Source organism: Enterococcus sp., from assembly GCF_032555305.1.
Taxonomy (GTDB): domain Bacteria; phylum Bacillota; class Bacilli; order Lactobacillales; family Enterococcaceae; genus Enterococcus_A.
Genome location: NZ_JAWGOQ010000026.1, coordinates 28,070 through 42,519 on the forward strand (window position 1 = coordinate 28,070; position 14,450 = coordinate 42,519).

Here is a 14,450-nt window from a genome sequence, read left to right on the forward strand (position 1 = left end):
GAAACATTCTGATAATTTGAATTTTCCTTATGTTTCACTCTTATATTTTTATGTATCTATCATAACAGACTTTTATTTTCCTTATTTTTATTAACATTCTATTATTATAGTTATTATTAACTGAGTAAATATCGTTGAGCCGAAGACTATATAGGGCCTGGCGTTATCATTCTCTTTTTCTTTAATTTTTCAACGTTTTTTGAGTATTCAATCTTATTCGTAAAATGAATAGAAAAGAGTAATTCGATGAAAAAAGGTCTATTTTCGAGGAATTTCTTAATAAATTTAAATAACCGATGTTTCCTTTAACGGAGGACGGATCTAAAAAAGGCAAGGACATGCTCGAACATATCCTTGCCTTTTTACTATAATTTTATTGGTTTTCAACTACCAAAGCCTGACTTTTTTGTTCGGACAGCTGACTGATCATTGCTTGAATCCAACGGGTACTTTGTTCAGTCAAGAACGGGTCAATCACGATCACGGGATAATCCTCTGGTAAGCCCTCAGATGAGCCTGTTGTTATTAAGCAATCATACTTTTTCAGTTCCTCAATCAGCTGAGAGGTCTTGGCTATCAGATGTTCAAAGTGCAGAATGGTGAAATTCCCATAGACCGCATTTTGAATCTGATGCCCCAAGAAGGTCTCTTCCGTCATGGCTAATTCTGATATCAGTAGCACTCTTAATGGCGGATCTTGACTCGCCAACCATTCCAAGCTTTTCACCTCAGTAGTAATCAATAGGTACACATAGTTCAAAACAAAATCGGCTTCCTGATACATTTGATGCTTGGCCACGAAGTTTTCGACTAGCGCCTGAACCTTCTTGACTCCCTGACCATAGAACTTGGAAACCTCCTCCATGAAGACCCTTCGATTCTGCCGCAGGACACCCAGATACTTGCTTTCTGGTTCATAAAGATAAAAATCATTGGACAAAACAGTCGCCAAATCCAATAACTCCGCTTCATCCAAATGATTCCCCAGCAATTGGTTAAACTTCTCGGACAGCTCATAATGCTTATCGAACAACTGAATGTATCGCGGATTTTCCTCCAGTGAAATATTTCGATGCGGGAGGCTAAAGATGATCGCGTCTGAAAAGATTGACCAAAAGCAATCTCTCAGAATGTCTGGCGTCAGCTCGATTCCAATGAACTCATGGACGACCTCTCGCAAGGCCTTGTGAGAATCACCGAATGGCAACTTCAAACAATTCGTCCGCAGCTTCTCTGGCGGAAAGGGATGTTTATTTTTGATGCGCCACAAACTAATAAAAAAATTGTAGACTAAATATTTATCGAAGGTGTATTTCCGATACATCTCATTGATTTTGGTAAAGTCCTGTATATACTTTTCAACCACGTCGTACTGCTTGATCGTCAGCATAGGAAGGGTTCCTTCAAACTCATTCTTTTGCTCATTGAAAAAGCGATAATACAGCCAACGAATTTCTCCTTCATTCCCCTCAATCCGTAATGGCCGGTAGCATAATTCCATACCAGCCTCCTGCAATGACTTTTCAACCTTTTTTAAACAGCGTTGCGTATTGGACGTGCTCAGAAACAGCTTTCTCGAAATCGACGAAATACTGTCGCAGCGTTCATAGAGCAGCTCTTCTAGGATTTGGAATTCAGAACTCAAATTCAAAATATCCGCATACAGATTTCCAAGATTAATCGAATTGTCCATCTCCAAACGATACAAGCCTTTGACTTTTGTAATGTGGTAGTCCGGATGCATTTGATTGATCACTTCAATGTCATTCAGCAGAATGGGCAGTGAGCAATCCAACTCAAGCAACAGCTCATCACTGGACCAGCCATCGCGCCGATAATACAACTTTTCCATCAATGTCAATTGCCGTTTGTAACTCGTTCCTAAGACAGATCTAAAATCCATTCTCCTCTCCCTCCCATACCAACAGCTATTACCCGCTACACATTTGAAAACGCTCCTACTATAAAATCATAAGACTATTTGTTATTAATAACAAGGAAAAATTGTGATTTTGACTAATTTTGACTAATATATGCCTGTTTTTGCGATTTATGATAAAATGCCTAGCTGATTCTATTGATAAAAATCCTACGAATATCATCAAATGAACCGACTTCCCTTTTTTTGGTCTATTCAATTGAAAAAAATTAAATATAAGGTAATAGAAAAAATGACTAATCACTACCTGTTATATATAAAAAGAATTTTTCGGAATCTGCAAAAAATGAAATTGATTGTCTGAATGTATACCATTTTCTAATTATAAAGAAGGAACTTTTCAAAAAGCGAAAAAGTTCCTTTAATTCTCATTGCGCATATCATCAAACTAAACAGTTTGTCAATTTTTAGTCTAATCAGTTTAAAACGTTTCATATACGATAAACTGCGAAAAGCAGAACTGACAGCTATCTCCTACTAATGTAATCATTTTTCGAAAACCGTGAAAAATGAGTTTGATTATCGTTTCGCATACCATTTTTCTAACCCGCTAAAGCGGGAAGAAAAACTGGCAAAAAAGACTTGCCGGACGGATGGCAAGTCTCTCTCTAAGGTGATTAATTACTTAAGTCTTCGCCGTTGCTTGCGATGACTTTTTTATACCAGTCAAATGATTTTTTCTTGCTGCGTTTCAGAGTACCGTTGCCTTCGTTGTCGCGGTCAACGTAAATGAAGCCATAGCGTTTCTTCATTTCGCCTGTTCCGGCAGATACTAGGTCGATACAGCCCCAAGTGGTGTAGCCTAATAGGTCTACGCCATCTTGATCTACAGCATCTCTCATAGCTTCGATGTGCTGCGCGAGATAGTCGATCCGATAGTCATCTTCCACATAGCCATTTTCATCTGGTGTATCAACCGCACCTAAGCCGTTTTCTACGATAAACAATGGTTTTTGGTAACGATCGTATAGATCATTCATCGTGATACGCAAGCCAAGTGGATCAATTTGCCAGCCCCATTCACTTGATTCCAAGTAAGGGTTCTTCACAGATGCGAAGATATTGCCGCTTGTTTGTTCCAATAATTCAGGGTCAGTCGTCGCTACACGAGATGAATAGTAAGAGAATGAGATGAAGTCAACTGTATGAGCCTTCAACAGCTCCACATCGCCTTCTTCCATCTTCACGTTGATTCCTTTACGTTCCATTTCCTTCAAGGCATACGCTGGATATTCTCCACGAGATTGCACATCAATGAAGAAGTAGTTTTGACGTTCTTCTTGACGACCAGCCCAAACATCATCTGGTTTTGGTGAATATGGATAGTAAGAACCTGCCGCTAACATACAGCCGACTTGGTTTTCTGGATCAACTTCATGAGCGATCTTCGTTGCAATCGCAGAAGCCACTAACTCGTGATGCGCTGCTTGATACTTGATTTGTTCTTCGTTTTCGCCCTCTTCAAAGTACAATCCAGCCCCCATGAATGGTGCATGTAAGATCATGTTAATCTCATTGAAGGTCAACCAGTATTTCACTAACCCTTTGTAGCGATTGAAGATGACGTTACACAAGTTTTCATAGAAGCCGACTAATTCGCGGCTACGCCATGCGCCATATTTCTCAACTAAGTGCATCGGGCAGTCAAAGTGGGTGATCGTAACTAATGGCTCAATGCCATACTTTTTACATTCTTTGAAAATATCTTCGTAGAACTTCAAGCCTTCTTCATTCGGCTCTTTTTCATCACCTTTAGGGAAGATACGGCTCCATGCCAATGACAAACGGTAAGTCTTAAAGCCCATTTCAGCAAATAGTGCAATGTCTTCTTTCCAATGGTGGTACATATCAATCGCTTCTTTTGCTGGATAAAAATGCTCATCATCAAAATCGAACATTTTTGTTTTTCCAGCAATAACACCAAAACGATCCTTACCAACTGGTGCTAGGTCAACGTTCGCTAGACCTCGTCCGCCTTCGTTATAGCCGCCTTCACATTGGTTGGCAGCAGTTGCGCCGCCCCATAAAAAGTCTTTTCTAAATCCCATTAATCAATTCCTACTTTCTATACTTTTTCCATATCTAATTCACGTGCGACTTCATCTTGAACCTCGATGCCTTCTTTTTCTAAGCGTTCGATGGTTTCTTTGAAGTTTGGCAAGTGATCTTTGTGTGCGATAAATAATTCATCCATGATGCGTTGCGCTGTTTTACCAGAGCGAACCATTGGGTTGATCGTAAATGCTTGTAATGCTGTGTTGTAGTCTCCAGTTACTGCTGCCTCGATCGTCAATAATTCCATGGCTTTCATAACTTGCAGCCAGCCGCGTTCTGCTGTTGGTAACTCACCAAACGCCACGTTACGTGCGCCTTGTCCGCCAATGTAAGCAGAAACTTCCACTACGCAGTCTGCTGGAAGATCAGGCACTGCACCATCATTCTTCGTAGAGACCACTAATTGTGTGTTCTTGTTCGCATAAATAGATGCGATTGATTCACACGCTGCGTCAGAGTAGTAAGCCCCACCGCGTTTGCTTAATTGTTCTGGTTTGTAATCCAAGTTAGGATCTTTATATAATTCGAATAATTCAGTTTCTGTTTGCTTCACTTGCTGCGCACGGGTGCCAATTGTCTTATATTCCTCTAATGCATGAGAAAGTGTTTCTTCTTCTTGATAATAGTAATGATGGTAGCCACAAGGGATCATTTGCATTTGTTCCAGAATCTCTCTTGGGAACGGAATATCATGGATATTTTTAGGCATTCCAGTTTCGTCGCCTTCATACATCTTGTTAATGATATCTTGTGTCACATCTTTCCCATGAACATCCGTTACTTTATGCCAATGGAAATGATTCAAGCCTGCAAATTTGTAGATCAATTCATCCGGTTGTTTGCCCATCATTTCAGGTTCAACCATTTGCGCCATTACTGGTACATTACATAAGCCGATAACTTTATCCCATTTACCATAACGAACAACCGCTTCTGTCACCATGCCGCTTGGGTTGGCAAAGTTGATTAGCCAAGCATCTGGACATAGACGTTTCATGTCTTCCACGATTTCTAAAATGATCGGAACAGTCCGGAACGCTTTGAACATTCCGCCGGCGCCATTCGTTTCTTGACCTAACATGCCATAATAAGCTGGAATACGTTCGTCTTTGATCCGCGCTTCTAATAATCCAACACGGAATTGAGTCGTCACAAAATCTGCATCCTTCAAGGCTTCTTCACGATCCAAGGTGATATGGACTTTCACATCATAAGGCGATGCATCCCACATCCGTTGTGCCATCGCACCAACAATCTCAACCTTTTCACGACCTGCTTCAATATCAACTAACCAGATTTCACTTACTGGTAATTCGTCATAACGTTTGATAAAACCTTCCATTAATTCAGGGGTGTAGCTGCTGCCTCCGCCAATTGTCGCGATTTTAATTCCTTTTGCCATTTGATCGACTCCTTCTGTTTTATTTACAATTCAATTATCATTGATGTAAAATTGAAATACAATCTATTTACAAGTCATTCCATTCATATTTACAAAAAGACGATTGAAAACGGTTTATTTTGTAAATATCGTTGGATTTTTTTCGCAAATCCATTTCTATACGCACATATAAGTTTACAAATGATCTATAATATATGTAAACAAAAGGAGGCCCCGCTATGTTATTATCAGAAAAAATGAAGCAAACCGATTTTTCGAACGCGGAAAGTGCCTTGGTAGAATTCATCTTAGCTAAGGGAACGGCGATTGAACCGCTGACGATCAAAGAGATCGCTGAGGCCAACTTTGTACACCCTTCTACCTTGATTCGCGTCGCTAAAAAGCTGGGTTATAAAGGCTGGTTGGAGCTGCGTAATGAATTTCTGGACGAGCAAACCTATTTACAAACGTACTTTGAAGATGTCGACGCCAACTTTCCTTTCCAAAGCAACGACGGTCTAATGACGATTGCCAATAAAATGGCTTCATTGGAACGGACGACGATTGATGACACCTTAAGCTTGCTGAATCACGATGACCTGCAAAAAGCCAAACAGCTTCTATTGAATGCCAAACAAATCAAGATCTTTGGCAGCAACGCCAATCTATTGATCTCCCAGGATTTCGCCTTAAAAATGCGGCGAATCCAAAAAAATGTGGTGACTAGTCAAACAATGGGTGAAGATGCCTATGAGGCCTTTAACAGCCAAGAGGAAACCTGCGCCATCTTAATTTCTTATACTGGCGAGAACGGCTTTATTATGCAAATCGCTAAAATCCTGCGACAGCAAAATATCCCGATTATCGCACTGACCAGTATCGGTGAAAACACCTTGGCTTCTGTCAGTCAAGCAGTTTTACGCATGACCACACGTGAACGTCTGTATTCCAAAATCGGAAACTTTACGATCAACTCATCGATCTGTTATTTGTTGGATGTGTTGTACAGCTGCGTCTTTGCTGAAGACTATCAAAAGAATCTGAATCATTTGATCACTATCAGCGAGTTAGTCGACAAACGCAAGACTAGTTCAGCTATCATGGCAGAATCTCCAGAGTCGATGGTTCAGTTCAGTGAGTCTTTTAGACCAAACTAACATTCATACTAAAGGCTTCACGAAGGAACTATAAAGCTCGCTCGTGAAGCCAAGTGTCAATCAAATGGATCAATCATTACTATGCTAAAACCGTCAGCAGTTCATCATTATTGCAAATATCATCCTGTTTATCAGATTCGATGATATCTAGGTAGTCAGCAGTATTGGTAACGATGACTGGCGTTTCCACACTGTAGCCTGCTGCTTCGATCGCTTTAATATCGAAGGTCACCAATTTGTCTCCGCGTTTCACTTTCGCACCTTGTTCCACAAATGACTCGAAATATTTGCCGTCTAATTGAACTGTATCTAAACCAATGTGGATCAATAATTCTAGACCATTATCTGATACTAAACCGATCGCATGCTTGGTTGGGAACATTGTCATAACAGTACCGTCAAATGGTGCTACTACTTCGCCAACTGTTGGATGGATCACTACGCCTTTTCCTAATGCGCCTTGTGCAAATGCTTGATCTTTCGCTGTTGATAATGGCATCATCTTCCCTGTAACAGGTGCCATCACGATTTCTTTGCGAACTTCTACCGCTTTTTGCCCTTCTTTAACTTCGGCTACTACTGTGTCATCTTTCCAGAAGAAGAATGTCAACGCAAATCCGATTACTGAAGCGATCACAATCGCAATAACTGAATAAATTGCGCCGGAAGTATCTCCATTTTGTTGATTGATATAACTTGGAATACCGAAGACACCTAACCCGCCCATTACATAAGAACGAACACTCATCGCGGTCATAAAGGCTCCGGATACTGCTCCACCGACCATTGAATAAATGAAAGGTTTTTTCTTAGGAAGAGATAACCCGTAAATTGCTGGTTCGGTTACACCACAGATTCCTGAAATAACAGCCGGAACAACTAATGCTTTTTCCTTTGGATCCTTCAAGCGGAAGTACATCGCAGCAACTGCTGCAGTTTGCGCAAAGCTGGCACCAAACATCCCTGTTAATGCTGTTGAATAGCCCATTGTGCCCAACTGTAAAATGGCGATTGGGATTAAGCTCCAATGCAGACCGAACATAACCAATACTTGCCAGAAGAAACCAACGATTAAACCAAACAGAATTGGAGAGAAGGCCAATAAACTATCAAAACCAGTTGCCAACATATTAGTCAAAATTGTGATAATCGGACCAATTACTAAGAAACCGACTGGTAAAGCAATCAACAATAAGAAAAATGGTACGAAAAAGTTCTGAATCACTTCTGGAATAACCTTACGTAACGGACGTTGTAATTTACTAGCTAGCCAGACAATTAAAATCGATGGAATAACGCTGCTGGTGTAGTTATTTGCGACAAATGGAAGTCCCATAAACGTCATATAAACTGGACTTTCAAATAAGCTACCTGCAAACAACGTATACAATGGTTTCGCACCTTCAACAGCTATCGCGGACAATTGAATCGCCGGATAACATAGTGCCCCACCAATAACTAGCCCAACATACTGATTGACTTTGAATTTTTTGGCTGCGGCTACTGCTACTGCAATTGGCAAGAACTGGAAGATCGCGTCCCCGATCGCATTCAAGACAATATAAGTCCCGCTCTGATCGGTCAACACACCTGCTGCAACTAGTAACGCATTCAGACCTTTGATCATCCCACCGGCACTTAAAGCGCCCAAGAATGGTTGGAAAATCCCACTAATCACGTCGATCAATCGGTTAAAAAGATTTCCTGAAACTTCTTCTGGCTCACTGCTTTCACCGCCAAGTCCAGTCATATCCACTACATCTTCATAAACTTGCCCCACATGGTTCCCAATAACGACTTGGTACTGGCCGGCACTATGCATGATTGTTACGACACCATCCATATTTTTCAACACATCGTCATTTGCTTTGCTTTCATCCTTCAATTTAAAACGCAGACGCGTGATACAATGCGTCAAGCTATTGATATTTTCTTTGCCACCGACATTCTCGACAATTTTTTCAGCTAAATCATGATATTTACCCACTGTTTTTCCTCCTAATTTTAATCATGTATGCCCTTCCACTAATCAACAACCCGGGATAAACGTGAAAAGCGGGCGGGTCCAAATTTCTATTGGTTGACCTTTTGCACTAAACGCGCGATATGAATCGTTAAGTATAATTTCTCATCATTTGACATTTCATAAACATATTTCTTCCGAATAAAATCAGCAATTCGTTCCACACATTGATACGCATTTTGATATTTCTTTTGAATGATCAAAAGCAGCTCATCATCTGTCTCATCAGTCAATTGGCGTCGGTTCATGATTCGTGAAGCAAAGAAACGTAAGTGCGTCGTAAAGCGATAGAAGTAGACAGATTCTTCATCCAGTTGAACTTTAAAATAATAGCTGGTAATTTGGATGATCTCCTGCATCATCTCCGCGATCATATACGCATCTTCATTCTCGCTGTCTGATTGCGCATTTACTAAATGCAGCGCGATGTTTCCAGCCTCGTCTTCACCGAGGTCGATCTTGAATTTTTCCTTGATCTTCTTTACGGCACTGACACCCACCGAAAATTCATCGGGAAACAACCGTTTGACATCCCACAATAATAAATTACGAACACGGACACCTTCTTTGACTCGTTGAATCGCCGCATACAAGTGATCAGTGATCGATATATAGAGCGAGTCATTCAACGGATTCTTCAATGTAACCTTCGCCTCATCAATAATGTCATTGGCGATCTCTACATAAGTAATTGGAACATCCACTAGTAATTCTTGAAACTTCTGAAACAAATCACTGTTCGCAAGGTGATAGGTTTTGTCGATCGCCTCCTCGGCTATCTCATCCCCTATTTTTTTCTGAAAGGCTAGACCACGCCCCATCGCGACAATCTCGTTATTTTTTTGATCGGTCGTGATGACTACATTGTTATTCAAAATCTTTTGAATCTGCATCCAATGCTCCTCCGTTCTGTGACATTCGCTACTAGAAATCTTCTCCACCGACTTCGTTCACTTAAAATGATAGATAGGTTCGTAATCATTGTCAAACCCAAGATTGTTCTTTTTTATTAAACACCTCCTATTTTAGAGCAACAAAAAAACCCAATGAGGGTACGACAAATAATCGTACACATCTCATCAGGTTTAGCTTGTATTTAAACAATCACTATCCATCAATTGGTCTATTTAATTCAAAGTTAGCTTATCAAATCCAGAAAGCGCTGTCAACAGGTTTTACAAAAATATTTTTCTGACGATTCAATTTTGTAAATGGATACTCTCAAAAAAATCAGCAATAAACAACACAGCCTTTTCGCTTCAAATCAACGATCCAATCAGGTATTTCCAGCTGGTGGTTCCAGCGCAAATCCAGTCGTTGTAAATTTTCTAATTTTCGCAAGTTTTTCAACAATGATCTCAGAAAAATCCTTTAACTTGATTACATACCTTCGAACAGATAATTTGAATTTCCTAGAATTATCCTTTAGGCTGAAAGTGTACTTAAAAGAAAGGATGGACATTCAATGACCAAGAAAATTGCAGCAATCGTTACGGATTTAGTAGAGGATGTTGAACTATCCTCTCCAAAAGAAGCACTCGAAAAGGACGGCAACGAAGTCACAATCATCAGCTTTGAAGCCAATCAAGAAATCACAGGCAAAAAAGGCGCTACGTTCAAAAGCGACAAAGGAATCGATGAGGTAAAACCGGAAGACTTTGACGCATTATTGATACCTGGCGGTTTTTCACCAGATCAATTACGCGGAGACTCACGCTTTGTTTCTTTCGTATCTTACTTCTTAGATAAAGATCAACCGCTATTCGCTATTTGCCACGGCCCGCAGCTATTTATCCAAACAGGGCTAACTAAAGGGCGCACCATGACTGCCTATACGACTGTTCGACCAGATGTTGGTTATGCTGGCGCGATCGTCAAAGACGAGGCTGTTGTAGTCGATAATAAACTAGTAACTAGCCGGACTCCTGATGATCTTCCTGCGTTCAATGAGAAAATCGTTGAAATTTTACACGCTTAATTTAAAGAGGACTAGACAAATCTAGTCCTCTTTTTGTTTTATCAATGTTTTTTTCTATTCCAGCCAACTTGTAATAGAATCTCCATCACTATGAAAAAAGCAACATAACTAAAACTTACGAAATAGAGCGATAGATTAAGTTTAACAACTGCACTCACCAATAAAAATACCAACGAGCTCACTCCGATCGCCAGATAAACTTTCCCGTGAAATCGATTCGAATACTTTAGATATGCTTTTTTATCTTTCCGAAAGAAATACGTAAGATCATTCCAAAGTGTATTAGGTGTAAACAACGAGAGACTGCCAAAGAAACCAACCGCACAAAAACCAATCAATAGAAACTGCAATGAACTCATCACAAGCCCCCTCCGTTTTCAGCATAATCCTAACTATAGAAGATAAGAAAGCACAAATATCATTACAAAACCAATGAAAAAGGGCGACACGTATTTAAATACGAACTGACTATAGGCTTTTCCGGCTCTGCGCTCCGCATCAAACCTTGGATCTTCTCTGTGCCTAACGAAATCCCACGGAAATCTAGAGAAAAAGAGGCCATTCGTCAAGCGAGTAATCAAAGCAATACATAATAAAAGCCCTGTACAGCTAATACCGGCAAATGCAATTTCCTTAATCAAGTAGCTATCCATTTAATCTCCCCACTTTCAAACGATCATGCTTAAAAGAACTCCAACGAACACCAAATAGAAAAGCAGACCAAACCAATTTCTAGGATTGACTGAACAGCCATACCCCAGTGCCTTAGGAAGAAAGAAGCTTTTTTCTCCTTTAGGAACAACAATCAGACTAACGATGAGCGTCATAAAAACCAGCGCCAAACAGATGACAGCTGGATAGTTGATATCGAAGCTGGCAAGCAACGTATTTTTAAGGATCAGCAATGCAAGTATAAAAACGCCAACTATAAATATTCCTACATAATTTGGATTCATTTTATTCGTTTTCATGACTTATCCACCTCTTACAGATAGTCTACCACCAGCTATGAAATTGTTGAAGACAGTAAATAATTACAGTAAAAAACAGCCCATAACAGGCTGTTCACTGATTATGGCTAGCGATCGTAGCCTACCGCTACACAGTTTACGCCGTTTGAACCTACAAAGGCATTGATGACAGTGCCATTTTGCGGCAGATAACCATCTCTCTCTTTGTTCTTATTGTAATCCTTCACTGAAAAAACGACGATACATTTGAATTTCATGGACAACCTTCCTTTCTCTTCACCATTTTAATCAATTTATCATTAATTTTTATGATACATGAAAACTTTTTCTGTGACTACTAGTAGTCAAAAAAGACTCACAGAGAACTCCTGTGAGCCAGACTATATAACTTAATAACTTAACTATATAAATTACTATTTATATTCCCGTTCTTGTTTCACTCCTCGATTCAAACCGCCTCATCACCGACATGGCTTTGGTTTAAGCGATAACCTTTCCCCCAGATCGTCTCAACTAATTCTTCCTCGATCCCCATCTCTTTGAGCTTCCATCTGATTCGCTTCGCTAGGATAGACATTTGAGCCAGCTGCGAGCTGTTTGGGTCAGTTCCCCAGATCGCGTGAGACATTTCCGCTCTAGAAACCATTTCACCATTTGACTGAATCAACTTTTCGAAAAAGGCCATTTCTTTTTTGGAGAGTATACGTAAGATCGCACGTAATTCTTCTTGTTTTAATTCTCCATTTTGATTGAAGATCAGCTTCGGCTGCTTCTCTTTTTTATTCGCGCTAGCCAAATGGGTCTCTAAGTATTCTCTTAAGCGATCAATTGACTGACTATCGCTGATCCAACCGCAAAAGCCGATTTCCTTGATCATTTCCTGCGCCTCTTCATCTGGTTCAAAGGATGTTTTCCGGAAGAAATAGTCTGTTTTGTTCAGCTTTAGGAATAATTGTTGGGCTTCCTTATCACTGATCGTTTCACTAATAATGACTGCAATAAACTTTTCATCAATCTGATCTACATCCAGTTTATAAAGCAGTTTCTCGAAAACAACTTTTGAACAATACACCTCATAACCTAGGCATTGCAATTGATTTTGCAGTTTTTGTTCAAATAGTATGTTTTTCGTTAAAATCAAAAATGGTTTCATCCCTATCACTTCTTTCTTTTTAATACTTTGCGGCTAATCTGCGGTATTCTTGACAACGTGCTCATCTTCTCTTAAAAAAATAACGAAAATATTTAAAAGACTTTCGAAATCCCCCTTTAATCTCATTCTTTATTTCTATCAAGACCGCATTCATTTTTATTGTTTTTTTTTAAATCTTCACTATAATAACTAACTTAGACGGTTTTATTTCCTATTAGATTAACTAATAAGAAGAAATCTTGGCTATGCTTGAGAATCCAGTATCAACGATTGAACGTGACGCTGCTACTGACGGCTTATAACTCCAAATAAAAAAGCTCGTCGTGAGCTTTTTTAGCTTGCCGCGTAGTTGTTTTCGAAAAGGTAATCCAGCTTATGAACCGCTTCTCGCCGTTTCTCCATCATGGAATCGGTATATGTATCCAAGGTCATCTTGATTGATGAGTGACCTAATAAGCGGCTGACACTGGCAATATCGACACCATTTTCAACACATCTTGTAGCGAATGTGTGGCGCAAGGCATGGAAATGATAGTCTTCTAGCCCTGTACCAGCAAGGACCTTTTTATAGCGATAATTGACGGTTCTTGGTTCAACGCGTCTGCCATGGTAGTTGACCACATACGCAGATTTGCTGGTCGAACTTAGCTGATACAAATAGTCGTATAGTTTCGCTGCCATTGGGATCATTCGATTCGACTCTTCTGTTTTTGGTCGTTCTTCAATGAGCTGGGTTCTATGTGTATGGGAGTTTTCGTCTGGAATCCGCACGATCGTCCGTCGAACATAGATGATTCGCTCGGCAAAATCTACATCTGTCCATTTCAGCCCGCAAATTTCGCCGATCCGCATACCCGTATAAAGTGCGAGAATGATCGGAACCCCTGTCGATGACTCCATAAAGAGTTTTTCCATCTCTTTTTGCTGCTGAATCGTTAAAGCATGGACTCGCCGCTTTGTTTTTTTCGGTAATGATACGTTTTCTGCGGGATTTTTCAACAGACAGCCTTCTTCGACAGCCAGCTTTAACTGACAGTTTAAAACCGTATAGATCAGATGGATTGTTCCAACAGACAGGCCCTTAAAACTAAGCATATCGATGAACATCTGAACATTCTCATTAGTCAATTTTCCGATCTGGATGGTTCCTAATGCTGGAAAAACGTGATTAACCAATAAGCGAGAATAGTTGGCGTAGGTAGAGGGCTTAACCTCTTTTTTAGTTTTTGTGGTCATGCATTCCCGAATCCATTTTTCTAACGTTTCGTTACTTTTGGGACTACGAATCAATGCTGTTTCAAGATGCTTCGCTTTTATAATTAATAAACGTTCCTTTACTTCTCGATAATTTTTTCCATAGATATAACCATAAGAAATCTTATTGTTCAAATCCCGAGATTTAATATAACGTCCCTCCCAGCGTCCATCTTTTCGTTTGTATATATTTTCTCCTTTGCGGGACAATTTTTTCTTCCTTTCTGACGGTGATTTTGACGGCTTATTTATTTAGGGAAGAAACACCTTGATATCAAGGTTTCTGCCAATACTCCAAAATAGTTTCTTAAGAATTATAGCGATTTTCCCGCCGGATATTCTTTTTCTTAATATTATAAAAGTTTTTTGCGTTTGACCTTCACCTTTTTTGTTAATATAATTAACTTGAAAATAAATAATATATTTAAAATATAATCTAAACCTCATTTTTTCTCGTTAGTTAATCTAATCAGAAAAAAGAGGTTTTTTTCATTGGCAAAAGTATAGCAAATAAATCCGATCAAATATTTCAGGTTTGG

General features: G+C 39.7%; 12 protein-coding genes. 2 read left to right on the top strand and 10 right to left on the bottom strand.

All coding sequences use genetic code 11. From position 1 onward, the window contains the following. Positions 1–373: 373 nt before the first annotated feature. The 3 genes from E6139_RS16940 to E6139_RS16950 form a co-directional block, all read right to left on the bottom strand. Positions 374–1,903 carry a helix-turn-helix domain-containing protein gene (locus tag E6139_RS16940; RefSeq protein WP_316404545.1) on the bottom strand — a complete coding sequence of 510 codons (1,530 nt, stop codon included), beginning with the start codon at positions 1,901–1,903 and terminating at the stop codon, positions 374–376. A gap of 653 nt (positions 1,904–2,556) precedes the next feature. Further along, a complete protein-coding gene (locus E6139_RS16945) occupies positions 2,557–3,987 on the bottom strand; it encodes a 6-phospho-beta-glucosidase (protein WP_316404547.1) in 1,431 nt (476 codons plus the stop codon). Between the two features lie 17 nt (positions 3,988–4,004). After that, positions 4,005–5,396 (bottom strand): 6-phospho-beta-glucosidase, encoded by a 1,392-nt coding sequence (locus tag E6139_RS16950; RefSeq protein WP_316404548.1) that lies wholly within the window; start codon positions 5,394–5,396, stop codon positions 4,005–4,007. Positions 5,397–5,614: 218 nt separating this feature from the next. Between E6139_RS16950 and E6139_RS16955 the strand changes: the two genes are divergently transcribed. Continuing rightward, positions 5,615–6,532, top strand: coding sequence for a MurR/RpiR family transcriptional regulator (locus E6139_RS16955; protein ID WP_316404550.1), 918 nt, complete (start codon positions 5,615–5,617; stop codon positions 6,530–6,532). 79 nt (positions 6,533–6,611) lie between these two features. Here the strand turns inward: E6139_RS16955 and E6139_RS16960 are convergent, their stop codons facing one another. Further along, entirely contained in the window at positions 6,612–8,519 is a 1,908-nt protein-coding gene (locus tag E6139_RS16960) for a beta-glucoside-specific PTS transporter subunit IIABC (protein ID WP_316404552.1), read from the bottom strand. A gap of 86 nt (positions 8,520–8,605) precedes the next feature. Beyond that, the gene (gene licT / locus E6139_RS16965) at positions 8,606–9,448 is read right to left on the bottom strand and encodes a BglG family transcription antiterminator LicT (RefSeq protein ID WP_316404553.1); all 843 of its coding nucleotides are present in this window, start codon (positions 9,446–9,448) and stop codon (positions 8,606–8,608) included. Between the two features lie 572 nt (positions 9,449–10,020). On the opposite strand from licT, the gene E6139_RS16970 reads away from it, so the two are divergent. Further along, positions 10,021–10,533 carry a type 1 glutamine amidotransferase domain-containing protein gene (locus tag E6139_RS16970; RefSeq protein WP_316404554.1) on the top strand — a complete coding sequence of 171 codons (513 nt, stop codon included), beginning with the start codon at positions 10,021–10,023 and terminating at the stop codon, positions 10,531–10,533. Positions 10,534–10,574: 41 nt separating this feature from the next. Here E6139_RS16970 and E6139_RS16975 read toward each other — a convergent pair whose 3' ends face one another. The 5 genes from E6139_RS16975 to E6139_RS16995 form a co-directional block, all read right to left on the bottom strand. Continuing rightward, the gene (locus E6139_RS16975; RefSeq protein ID WP_316404555.1) at positions 10,575–10,892 is read right to left on the bottom strand and encodes a hypothetical protein; all 318 of its coding nucleotides are present in this window, start codon (positions 10,890–10,892) and stop codon (positions 10,575–10,577) included. Between the two features lie 309 nt (positions 10,893–11,201). Continuing rightward, positions 11,202–11,504: a hypothetical protein gene (locus tag E6139_RS16980; RefSeq protein ID WP_316404556.1), complete on the bottom strand. Its 303-nt coding sequence runs from the start codon at positions 11,502–11,504 to the stop codon at positions 11,202–11,204. 107 nt (positions 11,505–11,611) lie between these two features. Beyond that, positions 11,612–11,761, bottom strand: coding sequence for a hypothetical protein (locus E6139_RS16985; protein WP_316404558.1), 150 nt, complete (start codon positions 11,759–11,761; stop codon positions 11,612–11,614). Positions 11,762–11,952: 191 nt separating this feature from the next. Then, on the bottom strand, positions 11,953–12,657 hold the full coding sequence (locus E6139_RS16990; protein WP_316404560.1) for a helix-turn-helix domain-containing protein: 705 nt from the start codon (positions 12,655–12,657) through the stop codon (positions 11,953–11,955). 333 nt (positions 12,658–12,990) lie between these two features. After that, a complete protein-coding gene (locus tag E6139_RS16995; RefSeq protein WP_316404562.1) occupies positions 12,991–14,121 on the bottom strand; it encodes a tyrosine-type recombinase/integrase in 1,131 nt (376 codons plus the stop codon). Positions 14,122–14,450 lie beyond the last annotated feature (329 nt).

Excerpts from the sequence above, each read along its gene's own strand:
- E6139_RS16940 (WP_316404545.1), bottom strand. The coding sequence starts at position 1,903 with ATGGATTTTAGATCTGTCTTAGGAACGAGTTACAAACGGCAATTGACA.
- E6139_RS16945 (WP_316404547.1), bottom strand. The coding sequence starts at position 3,987 with ATGGGATTTAGAAAAGACTTTTTATGGGGCGGCGCAACTGCTGCCAAC.
- E6139_RS16950 (WP_316404548.1), bottom strand. The coding sequence starts at position 5,396 with ATGGCAAAAGGAATTAAAATCGCGACAATTGGCGGAGGCAGCAGCTAC.
- E6139_RS16955 (WP_316404550.1), top strand. The coding sequence starts at position 5,615 with ATGTTATTATCAGAAAAAATGAAGCAAACCGATTTTTCGAACGCGGAA.
- licT (WP_316404553.1), bottom strand. The coding sequence starts at position 9,448 with ATGCAGATTCAAAAGATTTTGAATAACAATGTAGTCATCACGACCGAT.
- E6139_RS16970 (WP_316404554.1), top strand. The coding sequence starts at position 10,021 with ATGACCAAGAAAATTGCAGCAATCGTTACGGATTTAGTAGAGGATGTT.
- E6139_RS16975 (WP_316404555.1), bottom strand. The coding sequence starts at position 10,892 with ATGAGTTCATTGCAGTTTCTATTGATTGGTTTTTGTGCGGTTGGTTTC.
- E6139_RS16980 (WP_316404556.1), bottom strand. The coding sequence starts at position 11,504 with ATGAAAACGAATAAAATGAATCCAAATTATGTAGGAATATTTATAGTT.
- E6139_RS16985 (WP_316404558.1), bottom strand. The coding sequence starts at position 11,761 with ATGAAATTCAAATGTATCGTCGTTTTTTCAGTGAAGGATTACAATAAG.
- E6139_RS16990 (WP_316404560.1), bottom strand. The coding sequence starts at position 12,657 with ATGAAACCATTTTTGATTTTAACGAAAAACATACTATTTGAACAAAAA.